Source organism: Janthinobacterium sp. CG3, assembly GCF_000344615.1.
In the GTDB taxonomy this organism is placed as follows: Bacteria; Pseudomonadota; Gammaproteobacteria; order Burkholderiales; family Burkholderiaceae_D; genus Janthinobacterium.
In genome coordinates this window covers 1,896,743-1,916,311 of record NZ_KB467824.1, presented here as the reverse complement: position 1 = coordinate 1,916,311, position 19,569 = coordinate 1,896,743, and the positions used below count along the sequence as shown (strand labels likewise).

Annotated in this window: 16 protein-coding genes; 7 read left to right on the top strand and 9 right to left on the bottom strand. The window is 66.4% G+C overall.

The window, feature by feature from the left end:
• Positions 1–37: 37 nt before the first annotated feature.
• The 3 genes from JANGC3_RS0108210 to JANGC3_RS28820 all read right to left on the bottom strand — a co-directional run bounded on the left by JANGC3_RS0108210 (position 38) and on the right by JANGC3_RS28820 (position 2,156).
• On the bottom strand, positions 38–526 hold the full coding sequence (locus tag JANGC3_RS0108210) for a hypothetical protein (RefSeq protein WP_017876008.1): 489 nt from the start codon (positions 524–526) through the stop codon (positions 38–40).
• A 71-nt stretch (positions 527–597) separates the two neighbouring features.
• Positions 598–1,494, bottom strand: a complete 897-nt coding sequence (locus tag JANGC3_RS28825; protein ID WP_017876007.1) for an alpha/beta hydrolase family protein — start codon at positions 1,492–1,494, stop codon at positions 598–600.
• Between the two features lie 14 nt (positions 1,495–1,508).
• Positions 1,509–2,156 (bottom strand): TetR/AcrR family transcriptional regulator, encoded by a 648-nt coding sequence (locus JANGC3_RS28820; protein WP_017876006.1) that lies wholly within the window; start codon positions 2,154–2,156, stop codon positions 1,509–1,511.
• Positions 2,157–2,309: 153 nt separating this feature from the next.
• On the opposite strand from JANGC3_RS28820, the gene JANGC3_RS0108195 reads away from it, so the two are divergent.
• Positions 2,310–3,455: a cupin domain-containing protein gene (locus JANGC3_RS0108195; RefSeq protein WP_017876005.1), complete on the top strand. Its 1,146-nt coding sequence runs from the start codon at positions 2,310–2,312 to the stop codon at positions 3,453–3,455.
• 20 nt (positions 3,456–3,475) lie between these two features.
• Here the strand turns inward: JANGC3_RS0108195 and JANGC3_RS31390 are convergent, their stop codons facing one another.
• On the bottom strand, positions 3,476–3,964 hold the full coding sequence (locus JANGC3_RS31390; protein WP_081611803.1) for a GNAT family N-acetyltransferase: 489 nt from the start codon (positions 3,962–3,964) through the stop codon (positions 3,476–3,478).
• A 190-nt stretch (positions 3,965–4,154) separates the two neighbouring features.
• Here JANGC3_RS31390 and JANGC3_RS0108185 point away from each other — a divergent pair, with 190 nt between their 5' ends.
• Both JANGC3_RS0108185 and JANGC3_RS0108180 read left to right on the top strand, forming a co-directional pair.
• Positions 4,155–4,580, top strand: a complete 426-nt coding sequence (locus JANGC3_RS0108185) for a YsnF/AvaK domain-containing protein (RefSeq protein ID WP_026132714.1) — start codon at positions 4,155–4,157, stop codon at positions 4,578–4,580.
• Positions 4,581–4,614: 34 nt separating this feature from the next.
• Positions 4,615–5,757 (top strand): YsnF/AvaK domain-containing protein, encoded by a 1,143-nt coding sequence (locus JANGC3_RS0108180; protein ID WP_026132713.1) that lies wholly within the window; start codon positions 4,615–4,617, stop codon positions 5,755–5,757.
• A 281-nt stretch (positions 5,758–6,038) separates the two neighbouring features.
• Here JANGC3_RS0108180 and JANGC3_RS0108175 read toward each other — a convergent pair whose 3' ends face one another.
• On the bottom strand, positions 6,039–6,851 hold the full coding sequence (locus tag JANGC3_RS0108175; RefSeq protein ID WP_017876000.1) for a hypothetical protein: 813 nt from the start codon (positions 6,849–6,851) through the stop codon (positions 6,039–6,041).
• Positions 6,852–7,163: 312 nt separating this feature from the next.
• Here JANGC3_RS0108175 and JANGC3_RS0108170 point away from each other — a divergent pair, with 312 nt between their 5' ends.
• Together JANGC3_RS0108170 and JANGC3_RS0108165 are read left to right on the top strand one after the other, a co-directional pair.
• Positions 7,164–9,005 carry a hypothetical protein gene (locus tag JANGC3_RS0108170; RefSeq protein WP_017875999.1) on the top strand — a complete coding sequence of 614 codons (1,842 nt, stop codon included), beginning with the start codon at positions 7,164–7,166 and terminating at the stop codon, positions 9,003–9,005.
• A 48-nt stretch (positions 9,006–9,053) separates the two neighbouring features.
• The gene (locus tag JANGC3_RS0108165; protein WP_157406527.1) at positions 9,054–9,482 is read left to right on the top strand and encodes a PGDYG domain-containing protein; all 429 of its coding nucleotides are present in this window, start codon (positions 9,054–9,056) and stop codon (positions 9,480–9,482) included.
• Between the two features lie 110 nt (positions 9,483–9,592).
• Here the strand turns inward: JANGC3_RS0108165 and JANGC3_RS0108160 are convergent, their stop codons facing one another.
• A complete protein-coding gene (locus JANGC3_RS0108160; RefSeq protein WP_017875997.1) occupies positions 9,593–10,786 on the bottom strand; it encodes an amino acid aminotransferase in 1,194 nt (397 codons plus the stop codon).
• A 67-nt stretch (positions 10,787–10,853) separates the two neighbouring features.
• Complete coding sequence (hppD, locus tag JANGC3_RS0108155; RefSeq protein ID WP_017875996.1) at positions 10,854–11,930, bottom strand: 4-hydroxyphenylpyruvate dioxygenase; 1,077 nt, start codon at positions 11,928–11,930, stop codon at positions 10,854–10,856.
• Between the two features lie 130 nt (positions 11,931–12,060).
• On the opposite strand from hppD, the gene JANGC3_RS0108150 reads away from it, so the two are divergent.
• Together JANGC3_RS0108150 and JANGC3_RS0108145 are read left to right on the top strand one after the other, a co-directional pair.
• Positions 12,061–12,576: an Lrp/AsnC family transcriptional regulator gene (locus JANGC3_RS0108150; protein ID WP_017875995.1), complete on the top strand. Its 516-nt coding sequence runs from the start codon at positions 12,061–12,063 to the stop codon at positions 12,574–12,576.
• A 90-nt stretch (positions 12,577–12,666) separates the two neighbouring features.
• Positions 12,667–15,096: a penicillin-binding protein 1A gene (locus JANGC3_RS0108145; RefSeq protein ID WP_157406526.1), complete on the top strand. Its 2,430-nt coding sequence runs from the start codon at positions 12,667–12,669 to the stop codon at positions 15,094–15,096.
• A gap of 55 nt (positions 15,097–15,151) precedes the next feature.
• Here JANGC3_RS0108145 and serB read toward each other — a convergent pair whose 3' ends face one another.
• On the bottom strand, positions 15,152–16,066 hold the full coding sequence (serB, locus tag JANGC3_RS0108140) for a phosphoserine phosphatase SerB (RefSeq protein ID WP_017875993.1): 915 nt from the start codon (positions 16,064–16,066) through the stop codon (positions 15,152–15,154).
• Positions 16,066–19,506 (bottom strand): transcription-repair coupling factor, encoded by a 3,441-nt coding sequence (gene mfd / locus JANGC3_RS0108135; protein WP_017875992.1) that lies wholly within the window; start codon positions 19,504–19,506, stop codon positions 16,066–16,068. Before mfd ends, serB begins: the two co-directional genes overlap by 1 nt.
• Between the last annotated feature and the right edge of the window lie 63 nt (positions 19,507–19,569).

The window sequence follows — 19,569 nt, the reverse complement described above, 5'->3', positions numbered from 1 at the left end:
CCTGGCGAGTGGCAGTTTGTTTTTGTTGACGTCCCGGCTACTTGCGGCGGCAGGGTTTTCCCTCGTATTGATGCCCATGTAAGACATATTTTTGACCATTCCAGCGTTCCACCGGAAAGCAGAAGCCCGGGCCGCCGATCTCGATGTCCGGCCAGCCGCTCGCCCCCTTGGAGGGCAGGAAGCTGAGCATGCCGGTGCCGCTGGTGATGAGTTTCCAGCTACCGTCGGCTTGCTTGCTGACCAGGCTGTAGCCGCTGCCGGTATGTCCGTAGCAAGCAGTGCCGCCCTCCGTGATGAGCGCCTCGGGAAGGCCGTCGCCGTTGACGTCGCGCACTTCGGCGATCGCCCCCGGCTCGTAGCTGGGACTGGGGTCGTCGCAGTTGCGCCATTGCTTGCCCGTGAGGTTGAAGCCGGCCGCCTTGAACGCGGCAAGCTGCTCACCGTGCGGCAGTTTCACGGGCGCGCTGAGCGCCGAGGCGCTCAACAGGATAATCGAGGTACCGGCAATGAGCAGGTGGTTTTTCATGGCATCGCGCTTTTCGACATTGGACGGACGGAACCGGCGGGTCCACTGAGTCTATCATTGCCGGCCGGCGCTCAGCGCCGCGTTGCCGCTATTGGCGCGCAGGCCAGCGTTGCGGCGCTGCGCTGGTCGAGCCAGTCGCCAACCAGCGGCCACAGCAGTTTTTCTTGCTGGCGCCGGAAGAAGCCGAAATGGCCGATCCTGGGCACGTCGAATTGCTGCGGCGTCAATTCGCGATAGTCGACGGTCGCGTTGGTGTAGGCCTGGTGCATCAGGCGCGAGCCTTCCTCTAGCAGCAATTCGTCGTCGCTAAACGTCAGGGCCAGCACTGGGAACGTGGCGCCGGCGTAGGCGGCGCGCGCACCCGGTTCGCCGGATAGCAAGTAGTCCGGACTCAGGCACCAGCGGCGCCACTGGAATATTACCCGGCTGGGCAGGTCGCCGATAATGCCGATGCGGGCGCCGGGGAAGTAGCCGAACAGCGGGCATAACAGCGGGGCCAGCAGGTACCACAGCAACGGCGCGCGGCGCCGCGTGCCCGGCTGGTTGTGGCGCACCGCGCCGCTGCCGACCGCGATGTTGACCAGGCCGGCGAGCAGCGGCAGCGAGGGCAGCAGCGGCGCGGTTTGCCCGCCCAGGCTGTGGCCGAGCAGGAACACCGGCGCGCCGTTTGCCGCCGCGCTGGCGTGCCGGACCACCGCGTCGCAGTCGAGCCTGACCCAGTCGCCGATGTCGGCCTTGCAGGCGCGCATCGGGCCGCGCGCCGATTCGCCCATGCCGCGGTAGTCGAAGGTCCACACGCGGTAGCCGCGCCCGGCCAGGTAGGCGGCGAAGTCGCCATAAAAACTCTGCGGTATCGCCATGCCCGGCGCGATCACGATATCGGCGCGCACCGCCTGCAGGGGGGCATGGCAATATGCCGCCAGAGCGTGGCCGTCGGCGGCGTGCAGGGTGAGCGGGGTGCGTGTCATATGCATAATTCCTGTCAGGATGGAACGGAAGGGGAGCCGGAACGGCTGGGATCGGTCGCCAGGCTGAGCCAGGCGGCGCGGCTTAATTCGTCAACCGCTTCGCGCGGGTCGAGCGTGACGCGTCCGCCCAACCAGTGGCGCGACAGTTCCTGCGCCGCACCCAGCAGCAGCGGCCCGTACAGCTCGAACGGCAGGCGGCGCAGTATGCCTTGCTTGAACCACGGTTTGAACAGCTCGAAGTATTCCTTGAAATGGTCGGCGGTGCGCTGGCGGATCGCCTGCTCGTGCGCCGGGCCGACGGCCTGCCGCCGGGCGAATAGAAAGCGCGCCAGATCCGGCTTGGCGACGATCCAGCCAAGATGGGTTTCGAGCAGGGCGTGGATGGCCTGTTTGGCGTCGGGTGCGCCGCGGGTACGGGAAAGTATCTGGCCCCAGTAGTCGTCCAGGCCCTGGGCGAACAGCGCCGCGGCGATGCTCTCCTTGTTGCCGAAGTGGTGGTAGATGCTGCCGACCGAGGCTTGGCTGCGCTGGCGGATGTCGTCGATGGTCGCCGCTTCGATACCTTTTTCGGAGAACACGACAAGGGCGGCCGCCAGAATCGCCGACTTGCGGTCGGCGGGCTGGGAGGGTTCGGAGGTGGGGGTGTCGGGAATCGCAGTCATGGCTAGAATGATCTTCTAGAATATTATTCTAGTCAAGCGCTAGATTCAGTGGAAAACATACCGATGTCGCTTTCCTTGACCTGGGTGATATCCGCGCGCGCTCGCCGGTGATACAACATTGGCTTGAATTTTCCACTGCGCACTGCGCCAGCCATGTTCACTCTCCATCTAGACGATTTTTCGCTCGAACACTTCCTTCAGCACTACTGGCAGCAAAAGCCGGTAGTGATACGCCAAGGCTTCCAACACTTTGTCGACCCGATTAGTCCGGACGAGCTGGCCGGCCTGGCCTGCGAGGAGGAGATCGAGTCGCGGCTGGTGTACCGCAAGGACGGTGAATGGCAAGCCGAGCTTGGCCCGTTCGAGTCGTATGAACGCCTGGGCGAGCGCGACTGGTCGCTGCTGGTGCAGGCGGCCAACCACTGGTCGCCGCAAGTGGCGGCGCTGGTCGCGCCGTTTTCCTTCCTGCCGAAATGGCGTATGGACGACGTCATGGCCAGCTACGCCACGCCGGGCGGCGGCGTCGGGCCGCACATCGACCTGTACGACGTCTTTATCTGCCAGGGTTCGGGCCGGCGCAATTGGCGCGTCGGCGAGCGCGGCAACCACCGCCAGTTCGCCGCCCACGCGGCGCTGCTGCACACCGAGCCGTTCGAAGCCATCATCGACGTCGAGCTGCTGCCCGGCGACATCCTTTACATTCCGCCCGGCTTTCCCCACGACGGCGTGACGATCGAGCATTCCATGAGCTTTTCGGTGGGTTTCCGCGCCAAGTCGGCCAGCGATTTGCTCAGCGGTCTGGCCGACCACCTGATCGACCGGGAGCTGGGCGGCGGCCTCATGAGCGACCCGGGGCGGCCGGTCCACCACGAGCAGGGCCGCATCGACGCCGGCGATTTCGCGCGCATCAAGGCGCACCTGCGCACGGTGCTCGATGACGACGCGCTGCTCGCCGATTTCGCCGGCAACTATTTTTCGAAGACCAAGTGCCAGCTCGACTTGCAGGAGTTGGAGCAGCCCTTCGTCGAGGCGGAATTGGTCGCCGAGCTGGCGCGGCAGGGCCTGACCCGGATCGGCGGCCTGCGCTGTTTCTACGTCGACCAGACGGTGGCGCAGGGCGTTTGCTATGTCGATGGCGAGCGCTTCGAATTCGGCGCCGCCGGGCGCGGCGCGGTGCTGGCGCTATGCGACCACGAGCACCTGAGCCACGCTTTGCTGAAGACCTGGCTGCGCCAGCCGGCCTTCCTTGCCGCCCTAACGCAGTGGGTCAATGGCGGCTATTGGTATTTCGAAGACTGACCAGCCGGCGCGCTTGTCGTTCACACGCCGGACGCTAGAAAGGCGTCCATCTCGCTGGGCATCCACGAGCACACGCCTTTCTCCCAGACCGCGGCGCCAATGCCACGGTAGAATCCGACCGCCGGGGCGTTACCCAACTCAACCGTCCAGCGCGCGAAGGCCAAGCCGCGTGTCCGGCATTCGCCGGCGACCGCTTTCATCAGTTGCTTGCCGATTCCGCCACCCCTGGCCGATGCGTCGACAAACACATCGTCGACATGCAGATACCGGTTCGCGTTCCAAATCGAATAGTTGACCGTGTAGGAGGCAAAACCAACCGCCTTGCCGTCCATTTCTGCCAGAAAAACGCAAAATTGCGGGTTTTCGCCAAAGCCATCTCGCGCCAGGATTTCTTCTGAAGTTAGAACATAGGTTTCAAATCCTTCGTGGGCGGCCAATGCGCGCACCATGCCAAGGAAGCTTGCGACGTCGCATCGTTCTGCTTTTCTGATTGTTACATTAAGCATCATTCTTGTCCGCAGGTGCCTGATTAGTGACGATAGCCAAGGGTACACCAATGTTGGGACATGCTCAATCTTTTGCCCGGCGGCACGGCGGCGCTCACTGGAAGTTTCCTAGAGGCTAGGGTGCGCGTCGTCGCCGCAATTTGGGCTAACCTTAGTGGTCGAAACTGCATGGCGTGTTTAGGAAGGGAGCGGCATGGAAAAAGACGCAAAACAGTCCGCGCTTGATGCGGCTGAACCCGCCGTAAGCATTCCCGTCCATCGGGAAGAACTCAATGTTGGCACTCGCACGGTCGATACCGGTCGCGGCGTACGGGTGCGCACGACGGTCCTTGAACGGCCGCAGCAGATCGACGAAGTCCTGCATAGCGACGTGATCAGTGTCGAGCATGTGCCGGTCGACAAAATAGTGTCCCTCGAAGACGCGCCGGCATCGCGTTACGAAGGCGACACGCTCATCGTTCCAATCCTGGAGGAAGTGCTGGTTGTCGAGAGGCGCTTGCGGATCAAGGAAGAAATTCACATCACCAAGAGTCGGCGCGCGCAGCGCCATTCCGAGACCGTTTCACTGAAGTCGGAGGAAGTCGTCGTCGAGCGCTTTGACGACACTTCGGACCGCTAAACCAAGGGGCTGACCTTAAATCGGAGGAACCATCATGCAACACACACTAGTGGCCGTATTTGATAACCGGGCGGATGCCCAGCAAGCGAAGGACGAGTTGTTGAGCTCCGGTTTCGCCAGCCAGGACGTACGCCTGAGCGAAGGCGACGCCGCCTCTGCCGGCGTCGACCAGCGCAGCGGCGCCGACGCGTCGGTCGACGACGGCTCCATTGGCTCGAGCATCAAAAGTTTTTTCAGCAATATGTTTGGCACCGACACCGACGAGCACGCGCAGAAGTATTCCACCGCCGTCAGCCGCGGCAGTTATGTACTGACCGTCAGCGCCGACGACGAAGCCGAAGTCGAACGCGCCGCCGATATTGTCGAGGGCCACGGCCCGGTCGATATCGACGAAAAATCGGCGCAATGGCGTGGCGCCGGCATGTCGGACGAGGCCATGCGCATGGGTTCCGGCGGGCAGCAGCAGTCGGTGTCGATGTCGCAGCAAAGCGGGCAGGGTTCGCAAGGCGCGATGCAAGGTTCCACGCTGTCCGGCTCGCAGCAGAGGGAGCAGAGGGCGAGCGGCGTTGACAGCACGGCCATCCCCGTGGTCCAGGAAGAGCTGAGGGTGGGCAAGCGCGAAGTCCAGCGCGGCGGGGTGCGGATCTTCCAGCGCGTCGTCGAAACGCCGGTCAATGAGACCGTCAACCTGCGCGAAGAGCACGTCAGCGTTGAGCGGCGCCCGGTGAACCAGCCGGTCAGCGGCGCCGACGTGGCGTTCGAGGAGAAGTCCTTCGAACTGCGCGAGTCGGCGGAAGAAGCCGTCGTCGAGAAATCCGCCCGCGTGGTCGAGGAGGTTGTCATCGGCAAGGAAGTCACGCAGCGCCAGGAGGAAATTTCCGACACCGTGCGGCGCACCGAGGTGGAGGTGCAGCGACTGGGCGGCGGCGAGCGTGACGACACCTACTACCGCAACCACTACAACGCCAACCTGGCCAGCATGGGCGGCGCGTACGAGGACTACGCGCCGGCCTATGGTTATGGATCGCGCATGGCCGGCGACGCCCAGTACCAGGGGCGCGGGTGGAACGACGTCGAGCCGCGCTTGCGCAGCGACTGGGAGGCGCGCAATCCCGGGTCGACCTGGGAGAGGATGAAAGCGGCGGTGCGCCACGGTTGGGAAAAGGTCAGCTCGTAGGCGGGGCTTACCTTAAGCGGCTTTGGCGTCGACACAATCAAAACCAAGGGCGTAACGCTGGAGTCGGACCCTGAGGGTCCGAAGATGCAAATGCCGCTAAGTGAAGGATTGTCGTAGGTCGGGTTAGCCCGCCAGGGCGTAACCCGACTGGCGTCGGCAGCGGCTCGGCGTCGGATTACGCGTTGCGCTAATCCGACCTGCGGAAGTTTGGCGGCATTAGTCTCCGCCCCCGGCGCTTTGCCTTCGCTTGGTTGTTAGCCTTGCCGGCCCGCTAGCCGGTGTTACCTTGGCTCGACGATGTTGCTGTGGCCCTCGGTGCGGATGACCGCCACCTTCGGGTCGTTGAACGCTCTTTTGAGTTTGCTCCACCAGTCTTGCGCCTCATGTCTCGAGTAGCATGGCCGCGTACCCTTCACACTGTCCTCGACGGGAGAGTCGACGCCTGCCCGCTCCCATGCAAAGCCGCAGCGAGGGGGCAGGAATTGCTTGCCGAGTTCGGCCAGCGCCGCGCCGTGCATGGCGGCATCCGTTGCGCTCAATGAGGCAAGGAGCTTGGCCGTAACGCCGGCCCTGATCAGCAGCGCCAGGTGCAGGCACTCCACCTGCGCCTGGTTGGCGCAGTAGGCGCGCGCGTGGATGGCGAAGGTGTTGGCGGCGAATGTCAGCGCGTCGATCTGCGCCGCGGTCATGGGCGTGTCCAGCTGGTCCATGTCGGCCAAGCCATGCAGCGACAGCAGGAACTGCGGCGACAAGGTGATGGCGTGCTCGCCGTCAATCAGGGCAACGGCTATGTCGGCGGAGTCCGGCAACAGCATGAGGAAGCGAAAGCCGGCGACGAAATAGCCGGTCTGGCCGGCGTCCGCGATCGCGTCGGCTTCGTTCACGTACACGCACCAGTGCGGCAGCTCCTCGCCACTGCCCGCCTGCATAAATGTATCGGTACGGGTCTGTCCATAAGGCCCCGGCATCTGCGTGCCGAGTATCCATACCGGCAACGGCAAGACTTCCCGCTTGAAGCGTAGTCCCGCCTGGGCGATGCCGTCGGCGTCTCCTTCATGCATCTGGACAAGGATCTCGAGCGTTGGGTGGAGCATGTTGTGGCCTTTGTTTGAAGGGTGGGCGGGCAGGCGCAGGCCGGCATTACACTCTAGGTGTGATATTTAGACAAGAGTGATTTGATTGGCTGGCTCAAAGGACACAATTGCCTGCGGTAGGTAGACTGCTGTTTTTTGCCGCCGTCGTCCTGGTTCCGCGAACCGGCCTGTGGGAGGTGCCGCGATATGGCCAGGCCTCCGCCCTGCGCCCGGATTTGCGGCGCCGGTTTGCCGTTGATTAAACGCCGTCCGTCCGGGCGTCGCTACAATCGATCTGTATTGACCTTCCATTCACCAACCACCGGCGGGACCATGAACGCCTGCGACTCGCCGTCTCTTGCCTTTCCGGCCGCGCCGTTCCGCAGGCTGGCGCGCAATTTGCTGATCGCCGGCCATCGCCCGGCGCGGCTGCCGGCGTCGGCGGACCGGCTCGCCGAGCTGGAAGGAATGATGGACCGCGCGGTGCGCCTCGTCGCCGGCTTGGCGACGGCCGGCGGCGCGGCGCTGCGTATCGTCAGCGGCGTGGCCGACGGCGCCGACGCCTGCGCCGCGCGCGTCGCCCGGGCGCAGGGGCTGGAGCTGCACCTGATCGGCGCGTGTCCGCCGGCGCAACCGTCGGCCGCGCTGGCGCAGGCCGCGCGTACCGCCTTCATCCTCAAACAGTGCGCGGAGCCGCTGCCCGAGAGCCTGGTGGCGGCGGCCGACGAGGCCAAGCTGGCGCTGGCCGACGCGCTGCTCGTGGTGTGGGACGGCGAGCCGGCGGCCGGCCACGTCGGCGGCTCGGTGCGCCTGTTGCTCGCCGCGCTGCGCCAATTCACGCCGGTGCTGTGGATCGACGCCGGCGCGCAAGGAGGGGCGGCGTTGCGCCTGCTCGACCATGGCAAGTTCGACGCCGCCGCCTTCGCCGCACTGCATGTCGACCCGGACAACGTCGCGCTCTTGCGCGCTCTGTTCGTCGCGCTCGACGACGCCGCGCCGCAGGCGCAGCTGGCGCTGGCGTTCGGCCCGTTTTGGCGGGCCGGCACGCTGGCCAGCCTGAGCCTGCCCTTGCTCGATCCGGCGCTCGCCACGGTCGGCCGGCGCAACTGGAGCGGCCTATTCCATAGCGGCTTTCTGGCGCTGTTCGGGCCGTGGCCGCAGCGGGTTGCGCCGCAGGCGGCCTCGACCTGGCGCGGTCCGGCCGCGTTCGAGCGCGCCGCCGCGTGGCCGGACGCCACCTGGCGCTGGTTCGACCGCTGCGACCGCGCCGCCATGCGGGCGTCCGGCCGGCACCGCGACCAGATCGTGCTGGTCGAATTGTGCGGCAGCCTCGCCGTGCTGGGCGCGGTGGCCGGCGCCATCGAATGGGGCGCGCTGAGCCTGGCCTGGGGCGCGCTGGAGTTGCTGGCCTTGCTCGGCATCGGCCTGGTGGTTTGGCTTAACCGCAAACGCGCGCGCAACAGCCACGCCGCGTGGATGCGCTTCCGGCCGGCGGCCGAGGCGCTGCGCCTGAGTGCCTTGCTGCATCCGCTGCTGGCCAGTCTGGGCGGCAGCGGCATGGGCGCCGGCGGCTGGCGCAGCCGGCCGGGCGCGCCGCTGTCACCCTTGTCCCCGCAGCAGTTGGCCATGCCCTACCATTGGCTGGTGACGCAACTGCTGCGGGAAGCCGGCGCGCCCGAGCGCGGGCTGCATTGCCTCGAAGCGCTGCAGGATGAACACAAGCTGGCATTGACGGCGCTGCTCGACGAGCAGATCGCGTTCCAGGACTGCGCACACCGCGACGCCGGCACGGTGCACCAGCGTTTGCACGGCGTCACCGCCGCCGTCTATTTCGCGGTGCTGGCGACGGTGCTGCTGCACGTGTACGCGCTGGCCGACGGTCGCTCCGACCTCGGACACTGGCTCCACGCGCAGCGCTGGCCCTTGCTGATCACGGCCTTTTTCCCGGCGCTGGCGGCGGCGCTGCACGGCATCAACAGCAAGCTGCAACTGCCGCAGGTGGCGCGCGGCGCCCAGGCAACGGCGGCGCGGCTGCGGGCGTTGCGCGCCGCGGTCGGCGCCTGCGCCACGCCGATGGCGCTGCGCACGCTGGCGCTGGAGACCGCCGCGACGATGTACGCGGAACACGGCAGTTGGACCGGCTTGATGGAGCAGCAATACGTGACCATGCCGTAGGTGTTACGCTGGCGTTTCATCGGGGCGGATATGCACAAGGGCGATTTGATGCCAGTGGCGGGAGCGCGGCGCGCCTTCAAGCGGGCGCAGCCGGTAGCGGTGCGCTTCGCGCCGGCCGCCGGCGTGCTGCGCACGCGCGAGGGCGAAGTGGCGTACCGCGCCGGCGACGCGCTGCTGACGGGGCCGCACCGGGAACGGTGGCCGGTGCAGCGCCACCGCTTCGACGCCGCCTACGTGGCCGTCGGCGATACGCTGGCCGGCCAGCCCGGCCAGTACAGCAAGCGCTACCGGGAAGTGTGGGCGCTCAGGCTGGACCGGCCGGCCAGCGTCAAGGTCGGCTGGCAGCACAGTCCGGTGGAGGGCAAGCCGGGCGACTGGCTGGTGCAGTACGGGCCGGGAAACTTCGGCGTCGTCGCCGCGGCCATTTTCGACGCGACGTATGAGCTGTTGGATGGCGGCGCGTCTACGACACGCTAACGCGCATTCCCGTAGTTCGGGTTAGCCCAAAGGGCGTCACCCGACTGGCGTCGGCGGCGGCCCGGCGTCGCATTACGCTGCGCTAATCCGACCTGCGCCATATTATCGTCTTAGTCAAGCACCTTGGCGATGGCGGCGGCGACCGGCGCCAGCGTTTCCCGCGTCAACGCGGCGATGCAGACGCGGCCCGATTCGAGCAGGTAGATCGCCGATTCCTCGCGCAGCTTGCGCACCTGCGCCACCGTCAGTCCGGTGTAGCTGAACATGCCGCTTTGCTTGATCAGGTACTCGAAATCGCGCTCCGGGCGCAGCGCGCGCAGTTGCGCGTACAAGCCTTCGCGCATGGCCTGGATGCGTCCGCGCATCGCCTCCAGCTCGCCGCTCCAGTCGGCCGCCAGCTCCGGGTTCTCCAGCACGGTGGCGACGATGCGCGCGCCGTGCGTCGGCGGGCTCGAATAGTTGCGGCGGATCGCCGCCTTCAACTGGCCCAGCACGTTGGCCGCTTCCTGGGCGTCGTCGCAGACGATGCTCAGCGAACCGCAGCGCTCGCCGTACAGCGAGAAGTTCTTCGAGAACGAGCTGGCCACCAGCAGCGGAATGCCCTCGGCGACGAAGTGGCGGATGGCGAACGCGTCGGCGTCGATGCCGCCGCCGAATCCTTGGTAGGCGATGTCGAAGAACGGCAGCAGCTTGCGGCTGCTGATGGTTTTCGCCAGTTCGCGCCATTGCGCCTCGCTCAGGTCGGCGCCGGTCGGGTTATGGCAGCAGGCGTGCAGCACCACGATGTCCCCAGCCGGCACCGCGTTCAGCGCCGCCTGCATCGCCGTGAAGTCGACGTGCTGGATCGCCGCGCTGTAGTAGGGGTAGGAATGGACGGTGAAGCCGGCGCCGGCGAAAATGGCGCGGTGGTTGTCCCAGGTCGGGTCGCAGATCCATACCTCGGCCTGCTTAAAATACGCGGCTAGGAAGTCGGCGCCGACCTTCAGCGCGCCGGAGCCGCCCACGGTTTGCGCGGTGGCCACGCGCTGCTCGGCCAGCGCCGGCGCGTCGGCGCCGAACAGCAGTCGCTGCACCTGCTTGCGGTAGGACGGCGCGCCCTCCATCGGCAGGTAGGGGCGGATGCCCGGGTTGGCCAGCAGGGCGGTCTCGGCCTTGAGCACCGCGCCCATCACCGGCAGCTTGCTCGCCTCGTTGAGGTAGACGCCGATGCCCAGGTTGATTTTCCCGGCGCGCGGATCGGCGATGAAGGTTTCGTTCAGCGTCAAGATGGGATCGCCGGGATAGATGTCAACGTGCTCGAACATGGGGTTCCTCAATGGTGGAAGCCGGCGCACGACGTCTGCGCCGGTAAAAATAGAGCTCAGGGCGTGCTTAGGACGCCTTCAACACGCCGCGGCGGACCTGGTCGCGCTCGATCGACTCGAACAGCGCCTTGAAGTTGCCTTCGCCGAAGCCGTCGTCGCCCTTGCGCTGGATGAACTCGAAGAACACCGGTCCCAGCACCGTCGCCGAAAAAATTTGCAGCAGCAGGCGCTTCTCGCCACCGCTGGTGGTGCCGTCGAGCAAAATGCCGCGCGCCCGCAGTTCGTTGGCGTTTTCGCCGTGGCCCGGCAGGCGCTCTTCCAGCATTTCGTAGTAGGTCGACGGCGGCGCCACCATCATCGGCACGCCGGCCGCCTTCAAGCGGTCCAGCGTGGCCACCAAGTCGTCCGAGTATAGCGCAATGTGCTGGATGCCCTCGCCGTTGAACTGCATCAGGTACTCTTCGATCTGCCCGGCGCCCTTGGACGATTCCTCGTTGAGCGGGATGCGGATTTTGCCGTCCGGCGCCGTCATCGCCTTCGACGTCAGGCCGGTGTATTCGCCGGAAATGTCGAAGTAGCGGATTTCGCGGAAGTTGAACAGCTTCTCGTAGAAGCCGGCCCAGTAGCTCATGCGGCCGCGGTAGACGTTGTGGGTCAGGTGGTCGATCAGCTTCAGGCCGACACCCGGCGGGTTGCGCTCGACGCCGTCGATGAATTCGAAGTCGATGTCATAGATCGACTTGCCGTCTTCGAAGCGGTCGATCAGGTACAGCGGCGCGCCGCCGATACCCTTGATGGCGGGCAGGCGCAGTTCCATCGGGCCGGTCGGGATTTCGATCGGCTGGGCGCCCAGTTCCAGCGCGCGGGCGTAGGCCTGGTGCGCGTTTTTGACGCGGAAGGCCATGCCGCAGGCGGATGGGCCGTGCTCGGCGGCGAAGTAGGCGGCGGCGCTGCCCGGCTCGTTGTTAATGATGAAGTTGATGCCGCCCTGGCGGTACAGCACCACGTTCTTCGAGCGGTGCCGCGCCACCAGTGAAAAGCCCATCATCTCGAACACCGGTTCCAGCACGTTCGGCGTCGGCGAGGCGAATTCAACGAATTCAAAGCCCATCAGGCCCATCGGGTTGTCAAAGAGGTCGGACATGGTGGCGCTCCTGGTTATGATTTATGAAGGATATTTTAGTGCGCTAAAGCCGCATATTGTGCGCGTAGTAGGTAAAATAACGCTATTGCCATGCACAAAATATTTATCAAACGGCCCATTGGAGAACTAAATGAACAAGGTAGCCGTTGATCGCTACGATATCGATTTGCTGCAGGCGCTGCAGCGCGACGGCCGCGCCACCAATAGCGCGCTGGGCGAGAAGGTGCACCTGTCGACGTCGCAGGTGAGCCGGCGCATCCAGCGCCTGGAGGAGACCGACGTCATTTCGCATTACGTGGCGGTGCTCAACCCGGAGGTGGTGGGGCTGGGCGTGATGGCGTTCACCCATGTGACGCTGGAGCGGCAGGGCGAGCAGGGCGGGCGTTTCGAAGAGTCCATCGCCGATATCCCCGAGGTGCTCGAATGCCTGTCCGTGACCGGCGAGGCCGACTACATCCTGCGCATCGCCGTGCCCGACCTGGCCTCGTTCGCCGACTTCATGACGACCCGCCTGCTGCGCCTGCCCGGCGTGGCCAACGTCAAATCGACGGTCACGCTGAAAACCATCAAGCAGAGTTTCAGCCTGCCGCTGGAGCACATCAAGCGCCCGGCCCAGGTCAAACGGCAAATCACCTTCACCAAATAGGGCAATCGGCGGCCATCTTGCCATTGGACGGCGCCACGGTCGGGTATACTTGCCATACGGGATCATCCGGCATCGGGCAAGGCATCAAGAATGGAAGAGAATCAAACATTGGCCGCGCGCGCGCGCCGTCTGTACGCGCGCCTTGCGGCGTGGACGTTGCCGCGGGCGCAGGCGGCGTATGCGCGGCTGCGCGCGGGCGTGCGCGTCGGCGGCGCCGAGGCGCTGGCGCAGGGCGCGCGCGCCAACGCCTACCTGCAAAGCCGCCCGCCCGGGCGCCGCCGCTTGCTGCTGGTGCTGTGGTCGGGCGCCGCCTTGCTGGGGGCGCTGGTGCTGTATGTGCTGATGCTGATCCCGCTCACGCCCGGCATCAGCGACCTGCGCCACGCCCGCGCCGCCCAGGCCAGCACGCTGGTGTCGGCCGACGGCAAGGAGCTGGCCAGTTTCGACCAGGGCTTGCAGGAACACGTGACGCTGGCGCAGATTTCGCCGCAGGTGGTGGCGGCCCTGGTGGCCACCGAGGACCACCGCTTCTACCAGCACCACGGCGTCGATTTCGTGCGCATCGGCGGCGCCTTGCTGTCGAGCCTGAGCGGCGACGCCCAGGGCGGCTCGACCATTACGCAGCAGTTGGCGCGCAATATGTTCCCCGAGGAGATAGGGCGTTCGCGCAACCTGAACCGCAAGGTCAAGGAGATGATCACCGCGCTGAAGATCGAGGCGACCTTCAGCAAGACCGAGATCCTGGAAGCCTACCTGAACACGGTGCCCTTCCTGTACAACACCTTCGGCATCGAGATGGCGGCGCGCACCTATTTCGACAAGCCGGCCGCGCGCCTCGACATCCTCGAAAGCGCGACCCTGGTCGGCATGCTCAAGGGCACCCATTACTACAACCCGGTCGGCAACCCGGAGCGCTCGCTCAAGCGCCGCAACGTCGTGCTGGGGCAGATGCGCAAGCATAACGCCATGACCGAGCGGCGCTATCGCGAGCTGGTGCGGCGCCCGCTGCGGGTGCGCTTCTCGCGCCAGACCGAGCGCAGCATGACGGACGCGCACTTCACCGCGCACGTGCGCAAGTGGTTGATCGAGTGGGCCGACGAGAACGACTACAACCTTGAGCGCGACGGCCTGGTGGTGCATACCACGCTCGACTACGCGCTGCAGCAGGCGGCGATGCGCGCCGTCGAGCGCCAGGGCGGCGCGCTGCAGGCGGTCGCCGACACCGAGTGGAGCCGCTCCGCAACCTGGTCGTCGACCTCGACCGGCTCCTACGCCGGCACGCGCGACGGCGCCTTCCAGTACTTCTGGGATACGCACGGCGCGCTGGCCGACGCCGTCGTGCGCGAATCGCCCGAGTACCGCCGCGCCGTCGAAGGCGGCGAGGCGGCGGCTGACGCGCTACGGCGCCTGAAGGCCGACCGCGCCTTCGTCGCCCAGCTGCGCGCCGCCAAGACGCGCCTGGAGGCGGGCTTCGTCGCGATGGACCCGGGCAGCGGCCAGTTGCGCGCCTGGGTCGGCAGCCGCGACTTCCGCCGCGAGCAATACGACCACGTCGCCCAGGCGCAGCGCCAGCCCGGCTCGACCTTCAAACCCTTCGTCTACGGCGCCGCGCTGGAGAAGGGCCTGCCGCCGGAGAAACCGTACCGCGACGCCGTGCTCGACATCAAGGCCGGCGACGGCACCATTTGGCGCCCGACCGACATGAGCGGCACCAGCGGCCAACAAATGACGATGCGCGACGGCCTGGTCTACTCGAAGAACACCATTACCGCGCAGGTGATGCAGGACGTCGGCCTGCCGGCCATCGTCAAACTGGCGCGCGCGCTCGGCGTGCGCGACAGCAAATTGACGCCGGTACCGTCGCTGGCGCTGGGCACCAGCCCGGTGACCTTGCTGGAGATGGTCAACGCCTACGCCAGCATCGCCGCCCAGGGCGAGTACCGCAAGCCGGTGTTCGTCACCCACATCACCGACCGCGCCGGCAAGACCATCGCCAGCTTCGCGCCGCAGTCGCCGCAGCGCGCCATGTCGGCCGAGTCGGCCGCGACCCTGGTCGACATGATGCGCGGCGTCGTCAACCGCGGCACCGGCACCGGCGTGCGCTACCGCTTCGGCATTTCCGGCGACGTCGCCGGCAAAACCGGCACGACGCAGAACAACACCGACGGCTGGTTCATCTTGATGCACCCGAACCTGGTGGCGGGCGCCTGGGTTGGCTTCAACGACGCCCGCGTGACGATGCGCAGCAATTACTGGGGCCAGGGCGGCCACAACGCGCTGCTGATGGTGGGCGACTTCTTCCGCGCCGCGCTCGACGGCGGCCGCATCGAACGCGACGCGGTGTTCCCGGGCGGGCGCCGGCCGGCGCCGGCGCGCCACCAAGAGCAGCCGGAGGAGGTCGAGGAGGAGCCGGGCGATTTGCAGCCGGAGGGCGCGCCGGAGCCGGGGCAGGGTGGGGGCGCCGAGGCGCCGCCGCCGGAACCGCCGGCGCCGAGCGAGGCCGCGAGGCCGGAGGCATAGCGTTTTTCGTAGGTCGGCTTACGCCCTGATGGGCTAACCCGATCTACCAAATACCTTAGGGTATGGCCGCCAGCGGCACCGGCGTGTGGTGGTGGCCGTCGTCGGCCTCGAACAGGGTCAGTACGCCGTCGAGTCCGACGAAATTGAGCGCCACGTCGGCCTGCTCGCGCACCACCGGCTTGGCGCGGAACGCCACCGACAAGCCGGCGATCGACATCATGCGCAGGTCGTTGGCGCCGTCGCCCATGACGATGGCCTGGCCCGGCGTAATGCCCATCTCGGCGCAGACGCGTTCGACGGTGCGCTTCTTCTCCTCGGCGTCGACGATGCCGCCGACTACCCGGCCGGTCAGCTTGCCGTCGACGATTTCCAGTTCGTTGGCGTGGGCGTAGTCCAGGCCCAGTTTTTCTTTCAGGCGCGAGGTGAAGAAGGTGAAGCCGCCCGACACCAGCAGCGTCTTCAGGCCGGCCGCCTTGACCCCAGCCAGCATCTTCTGGGCACCCATCGACAGGCGCAGGCGCTCGACGTAGACGCGCTCCAGCGCCGTCGCGTCCAGGCCTTCGAGCAAGGCGACGCGGCGGATCAGGCTTTCGGAGAATTCCAGTTCGCCGCGCATGGCCGCCTCGGTAATCTCGGCCACCTGCGGTTTCAGGCCCTGCATGTCGGCGATCTCGTCGATGCACTCGATGGTGATCAGCGTCGAATCCATGTCCATCGCCACCAGCTTGAACTCGCTCAGCCGGCGCACGCCCATCATGTAGGTGGCGTCGAGGCGGGCGGCCTGGGCCGCCACCTCGATGGTCTGGCGCAGCCCGGACGAGTAGCTGATGTCCTCGCAGCGCACGGCGCTGGCGCCCAGCACCGTGGTGCGCGCCGGCGCGGCCAGCGCGGCGATGCGCTCCAGCGCGGCGGCGCTGCCGTCGAGGCCCTGCAAAGTCAGGTTCATGGTGATGTTTGTGGTGTTCTTCATTACGCTGTCAGCTGTTTGATGGTGGTTTTAATTTGCGTCACGCGGGCCGCCAGATCCGGCATGTTCGCCGTGATCTTCAGCTTGTCCTGGCCGTTCAGCTTGATGTGGCGGTTCTTTTGGATCAGCTCGATGATGCGCATCGCGTCGATGGGCGGCTTGACCATGAACTGCAGCGTGGCGGCCTCGCCGTGGGCGTCGATCTTGATGATGCCGACGCTTTTCGCCGCCACCCGCAGGCGGTGCGTCTCGACCAGCGCCTTGACGGCGTCGGGCAGTTTGCCGAAACGGTCGATCAGCTCTTCCTGGATGTCGTCGATCTTGTGCTGGCCGGCGCAGTTGGCCAGCCGCTTGTAGATCGACAGGCGTTCGTGGACGTCGCCGCAGAAGTCGGCCGGCAGCAGCGCCGGCACGTGCAGGTTGATCTCGGTGGTCGAGGACAGCGGCGCGGCCAGGTCCGGCTCCTTGCCGCTCTTGAGCGATCGCACCGCCTCGTTGAGCATGTCGGAGTACAGCTGGAAGCCGATCTCGTGCATCTCGCCGGACTGGCTGTCGCCGAGCACCTCGCCGGCGCCGCGGATTTCCAGGTCGTGCATCGCCAGGTAGAAGCCGCTGCCCAGCTCCTCCATCTGCTGGATCGCGTCGAGGCGGCGCTGCGCCAGCTTGGTCAGCCCCTGCACGTCGTGCACCAGCAGGTAGGCGTAGGCCTGGTGGTGCGAGCGCCCGACCCGGCCGCGCAACTGGTGCAACTGCGCCAGGCCGAACTTGTCGGCGCGGTGCATGATGATGGTGTTGGCGGTCGGCACGTCGATGCCGGTCTCGATGATGGTGGTGCACAGCAGGATGTTGAAGCGCTGCGCGACGAAGTCGCGCATCACCTTTTCCAGGTCGCGCTCGTGCATCTGGCCGTGGGCCACCGCGATGCGCGCCTCCGGCAGCAGCTCGGTCAGCGCCGCCATGCGGTTCTGGATGGTCTCGACCTCGTTGTGCAGGAAGTAGATCTGGCCGCCGCGCTTCAATTCGCGCAGGCAGGCTTCGCGGATGATCGACTCGCTCTCGCTGCGCACGAAGGTCTTGATCGCCAGGCGCTTTTGCGGCGCGGTGGCGATGATCGAGAAGTCGCGCAGGCCCTCCAGCGCCATGCCCAGCGTGCGCGGGATCGGCGTGGCCGTCAGCGTCAGCACGTCGACCTCGGCGCGCAGCGCCTTCAGCGCCTCCTTCTGGCGCACGCCGAAGCGGTGCTCCTCGTCGATGATGACCAGGCCCAGGCGGGTGAACTTGACGTCCTCCGACAGCAGCTTGTGGGTGCCGATGACGATGTCGAGGGTGCCGTCGGCCATGCCCTTGAACGCTTGCGTGATCTCCTTGCCGCTGCGGAAGCGCGACAGCTCGGCGATGCGCACCGGCCAGTCGGCGAAGCGGTCGGCGAAGGTTTGCGCGTGCTGCTCGGCCAGCAGCGTGGTCGGCGCCAGGATGGCCACCTGCTTGCCGCCCATGACGGCGATGAAGGCGGCGCGCAGCGCCACCTCGGTCTTGCCGAAGCCGACGTCGCCGCACACCAGGCGGTCCATCGGTTTGCCCGACGTCATGTCCTTGATGACGTTGTTGATCGCCTCCTGCTGGTCGGGCGTCTCGTCGAAGCCGAAGCTGTCGGCGAAGCGCTCGTAGTCGTGCGCCGAATATTCAAAGGCGTGGCCCTGGCGCAGCGCGCGCCGGGCGTACAGGTTGAGCAGCTCGGCGGCGGTGTCGCGCACCTGGTCGAAGGCGCGCTTCTTGGCCTTTTCCCACTGGCCCGAGCCGAGCGAGTGCAGCGGCGCGTCCTCCGGCGAGGCGCCGGAATAGCGCGAGATCACGTGCAACTGCGACACCGGCACGTAGAGTTTGCTCTCCTTGGCGTAGTCGAGGTGCAGGAACTCGGTTTCGCCTTCGCCCAGGTCCATGCTGATCAGGCCCATGTAGCGGCCGATGCCGTGGTTGATGTGCACCACCGGGTCGCCGATTTTCAGTTCCGACAGGTCGCGCACCATCGACTCGACCTGGGTCACGCCCTCCTGCTTCTTCTTGCCGACGCGCCGGCCGGAGCCGGCGTACAGTTCGGTCTCGGTGACGAAGACCAGGTTGCCGTCGGCGGTAAACAGCTCGAAGCCGGCGTGCAGCGGCGCCACCCCCAGCATCAGCTTGGCGTCGGCGTACTGGAAGCCCTCGAAACCCTCGACCGGCGCCAGCGCCAGGCCGTATTCGGTGAAGTACTGTTGCAGCGTTTCGCGGCGACCGTTCGACTCGGCGCAGATCATCACGCGCCGGCCCGGTTGCAGCAGGTAGTTGCGCAGATTGGCCAGCGGGTCGTCGGCGCGGCGGTTGACGGCGATGTTGGGCACCGGCGCCGACAACTCCGACGCCAGCGCGTCGTTGTCTTTGGCGATGGCCCAGCGCGGCAGCGGCTTGGCCAGCGTGAAGAAGTTCTCGTCGCTGAGGAACAGCGCCTCGGGCGCCAGGATGGGGCGCTCGCGGTCGGCCTTCAGGAAGCGGTAGCGCGACTGCGTGTCGACCCAGAAGCGCTTGATGGCGCTGTCGATGTCGCCGACCAGGGCCATCGAGGCGTCCGCCGGCAGGTAGTCGAACAGCGTCGCGGTTTGCTCGAAAAACAGCGGCAGGTAATACTCGATACCGGCCGAGGCGATGCCGCTGCTGATGTCCTTGTAGACCACCGAGCGCGACGGGTCGCCCTCGAACTGCTCGCGCCAGCGGCTGCGGAAGGTGGTGCGGGCCGCCTCGTCCATCGGAAATTCGCGCCCGGGCAGCAGGCGCACCTCGTGCACCGGGTACAGCGAGCGCTGGGTGTCGGCGTCGAAGGTGCGGATGGTCTCGATGGTGTCGCCGAACAGGTCGAGGCGGTAGGGCAGGGCCGAACCCATCGGGAACAGGTCGAGCAGGCCGCCGCGCACCGAATACTCGCCCGGCGACATCACCTGCGAGACGTGGGTGTAGCCGGCCAGTGTCAGTTGCGACTTCAGGCGCGCCTCGTCGAGCGTCTCGCCTTTTTTGAAGAAGAAGGTGTAGGCGGCCAGGAAGGACGGCGGCGCCAGGCGCACCAGCGCCGTGGTCGCCGGCACGATCAAGACGTCGCACTGGCGCGACTGCACCTCGTACAGCGTGGCCAGGCGCTCTGAGACCAGGTCCTGGTGCGGCGAAAAGGCGTCGTAGGGCAGGGTTTCCCAGTCCGGCAGCAGATGGCAGCGCAGCTTGCCGGCGAACCAGGGGATCTCGTCGAGCAGGCGCTGGCCGTCGCTGGCGTTGGCCACGACCACGGCCAGCATCTGGCCCTGCGACGACAATTCCAGCGCGGCCAGCGCCAGCGCGTAGGCGTCCGACGAGCCGTACAGGGCGGGCAGCGCGAAGCGGTTGCCGGGTTTCGGAAGCGATTTTTTTAAGTCAAAGGACATGCGGGCGACGACACATATTGAGCGGTTAGGCGCACAGCCGAGAGTGGCCGCGCCGCTGTCGTA

Bases quoted from the DNA above. Each gene is read 5' to 3' on its own strand.
- JANGC3_RS0108180 (WP_026132713.1), top strand. From the start codon at position 4,615: ATGCAACACACACTAGTGGCCGTATTTGATAACCGGGCGGATGCCCAG.
- JANGC3_RS31390 (WP_081611803.1), bottom strand. From the start codon at position 3,964: ATGATGCTTAATGTAACAATCAGAAAAGCAGAACGATGCGACGTCGCA.
- JANGC3_RS0108165 (WP_157406527.1), top strand. From the start codon at position 9,054: ATGCCAGTGGCGGGAGCGCGGCGCGCCTTCAAGCGGGCGCAGCCGGTA.
- JANGC3_RS0108145 (WP_157406526.1), top strand. From the start codon at position 12,667: ATGGAAGAGAATCAAACATTGGCCGCGCGCGCGCGCCGTCTGTACGCG.
- JANGC3_RS0108210 (WP_017876008.1), bottom strand. From the start codon at position 526: ATGAAAAACCACCTGCTCATTGCCGGTACCTCGATTATCCTGTTGAGC.
- JANGC3_RS0108185 (WP_026132714.1), top strand. From the start codon at position 4,155: ATGGAAAAAGACGCAAAACAGTCCGCGCTTGATGCGGCTGAACCCGCC.
- hppD (WP_017875996.1), bottom strand. From the start codon at position 11,930: ATGTCCGACCTCTTTGACAACCCGATGGGCCTGATGGGCTTTGAATTC.
- JANGC3_RS0108175 (WP_017876000.1), bottom strand. From the start codon at position 6,851: ATGCTCCACCCAACGCTCGAGATCCTTGTCCAGATGCATGAAGGAGAC.
- JANGC3_RS0108150 (WP_017875995.1), top strand. From the start codon at position 12,061: ATGAACAAGGTAGCCGTTGATCGCTACGATATCGATTTGCTGCAGGCG.
- JANGC3_RS28825 (WP_017876007.1), bottom strand. From the start codon at position 1,494: ATGACACGCACCCCGCTCACCCTGCACGCCGCCGACGGCCACGCTCTG.
- JANGC3_RS0108170 (WP_017875999.1), top strand. From the start codon at position 7,164: ATGAACGCCTGCGACTCGCCGTCTCTTGCCTTTCCGGCCGCGCCGTTC.
- mfd (WP_017875992.1), bottom strand. From the start codon at position 19,506: ATGTCCTTTGACTTAAAAAAATCGCTTCCGAAACCCGGCAACCGCTTC.
- JANGC3_RS0108160 (WP_017875997.1), bottom strand. From the start codon at position 10,786: ATGTTCGAGCACGTTGACATCTATCCCGGCGATCCCATCTTGACGCTG.
- JANGC3_RS28820 (WP_017876006.1), bottom strand. From the start codon at position 2,156: ATGACTGCGATTCCCGACACCCCCACCTCCGAACCCTCCCAGCCCGCC.
- serB (WP_017875993.1), bottom strand. From the start codon at position 16,066: ATGAAGAACACCACAAACATCACCATGAACCTGACTTTGCAGGGCCTC.
- JANGC3_RS0108195 (WP_017876005.1), top strand. From the start codon at position 2,310: ATGTTCACTCTCCATCTAGACGATTTTTCGCTCGAACACTTCCTTCAG.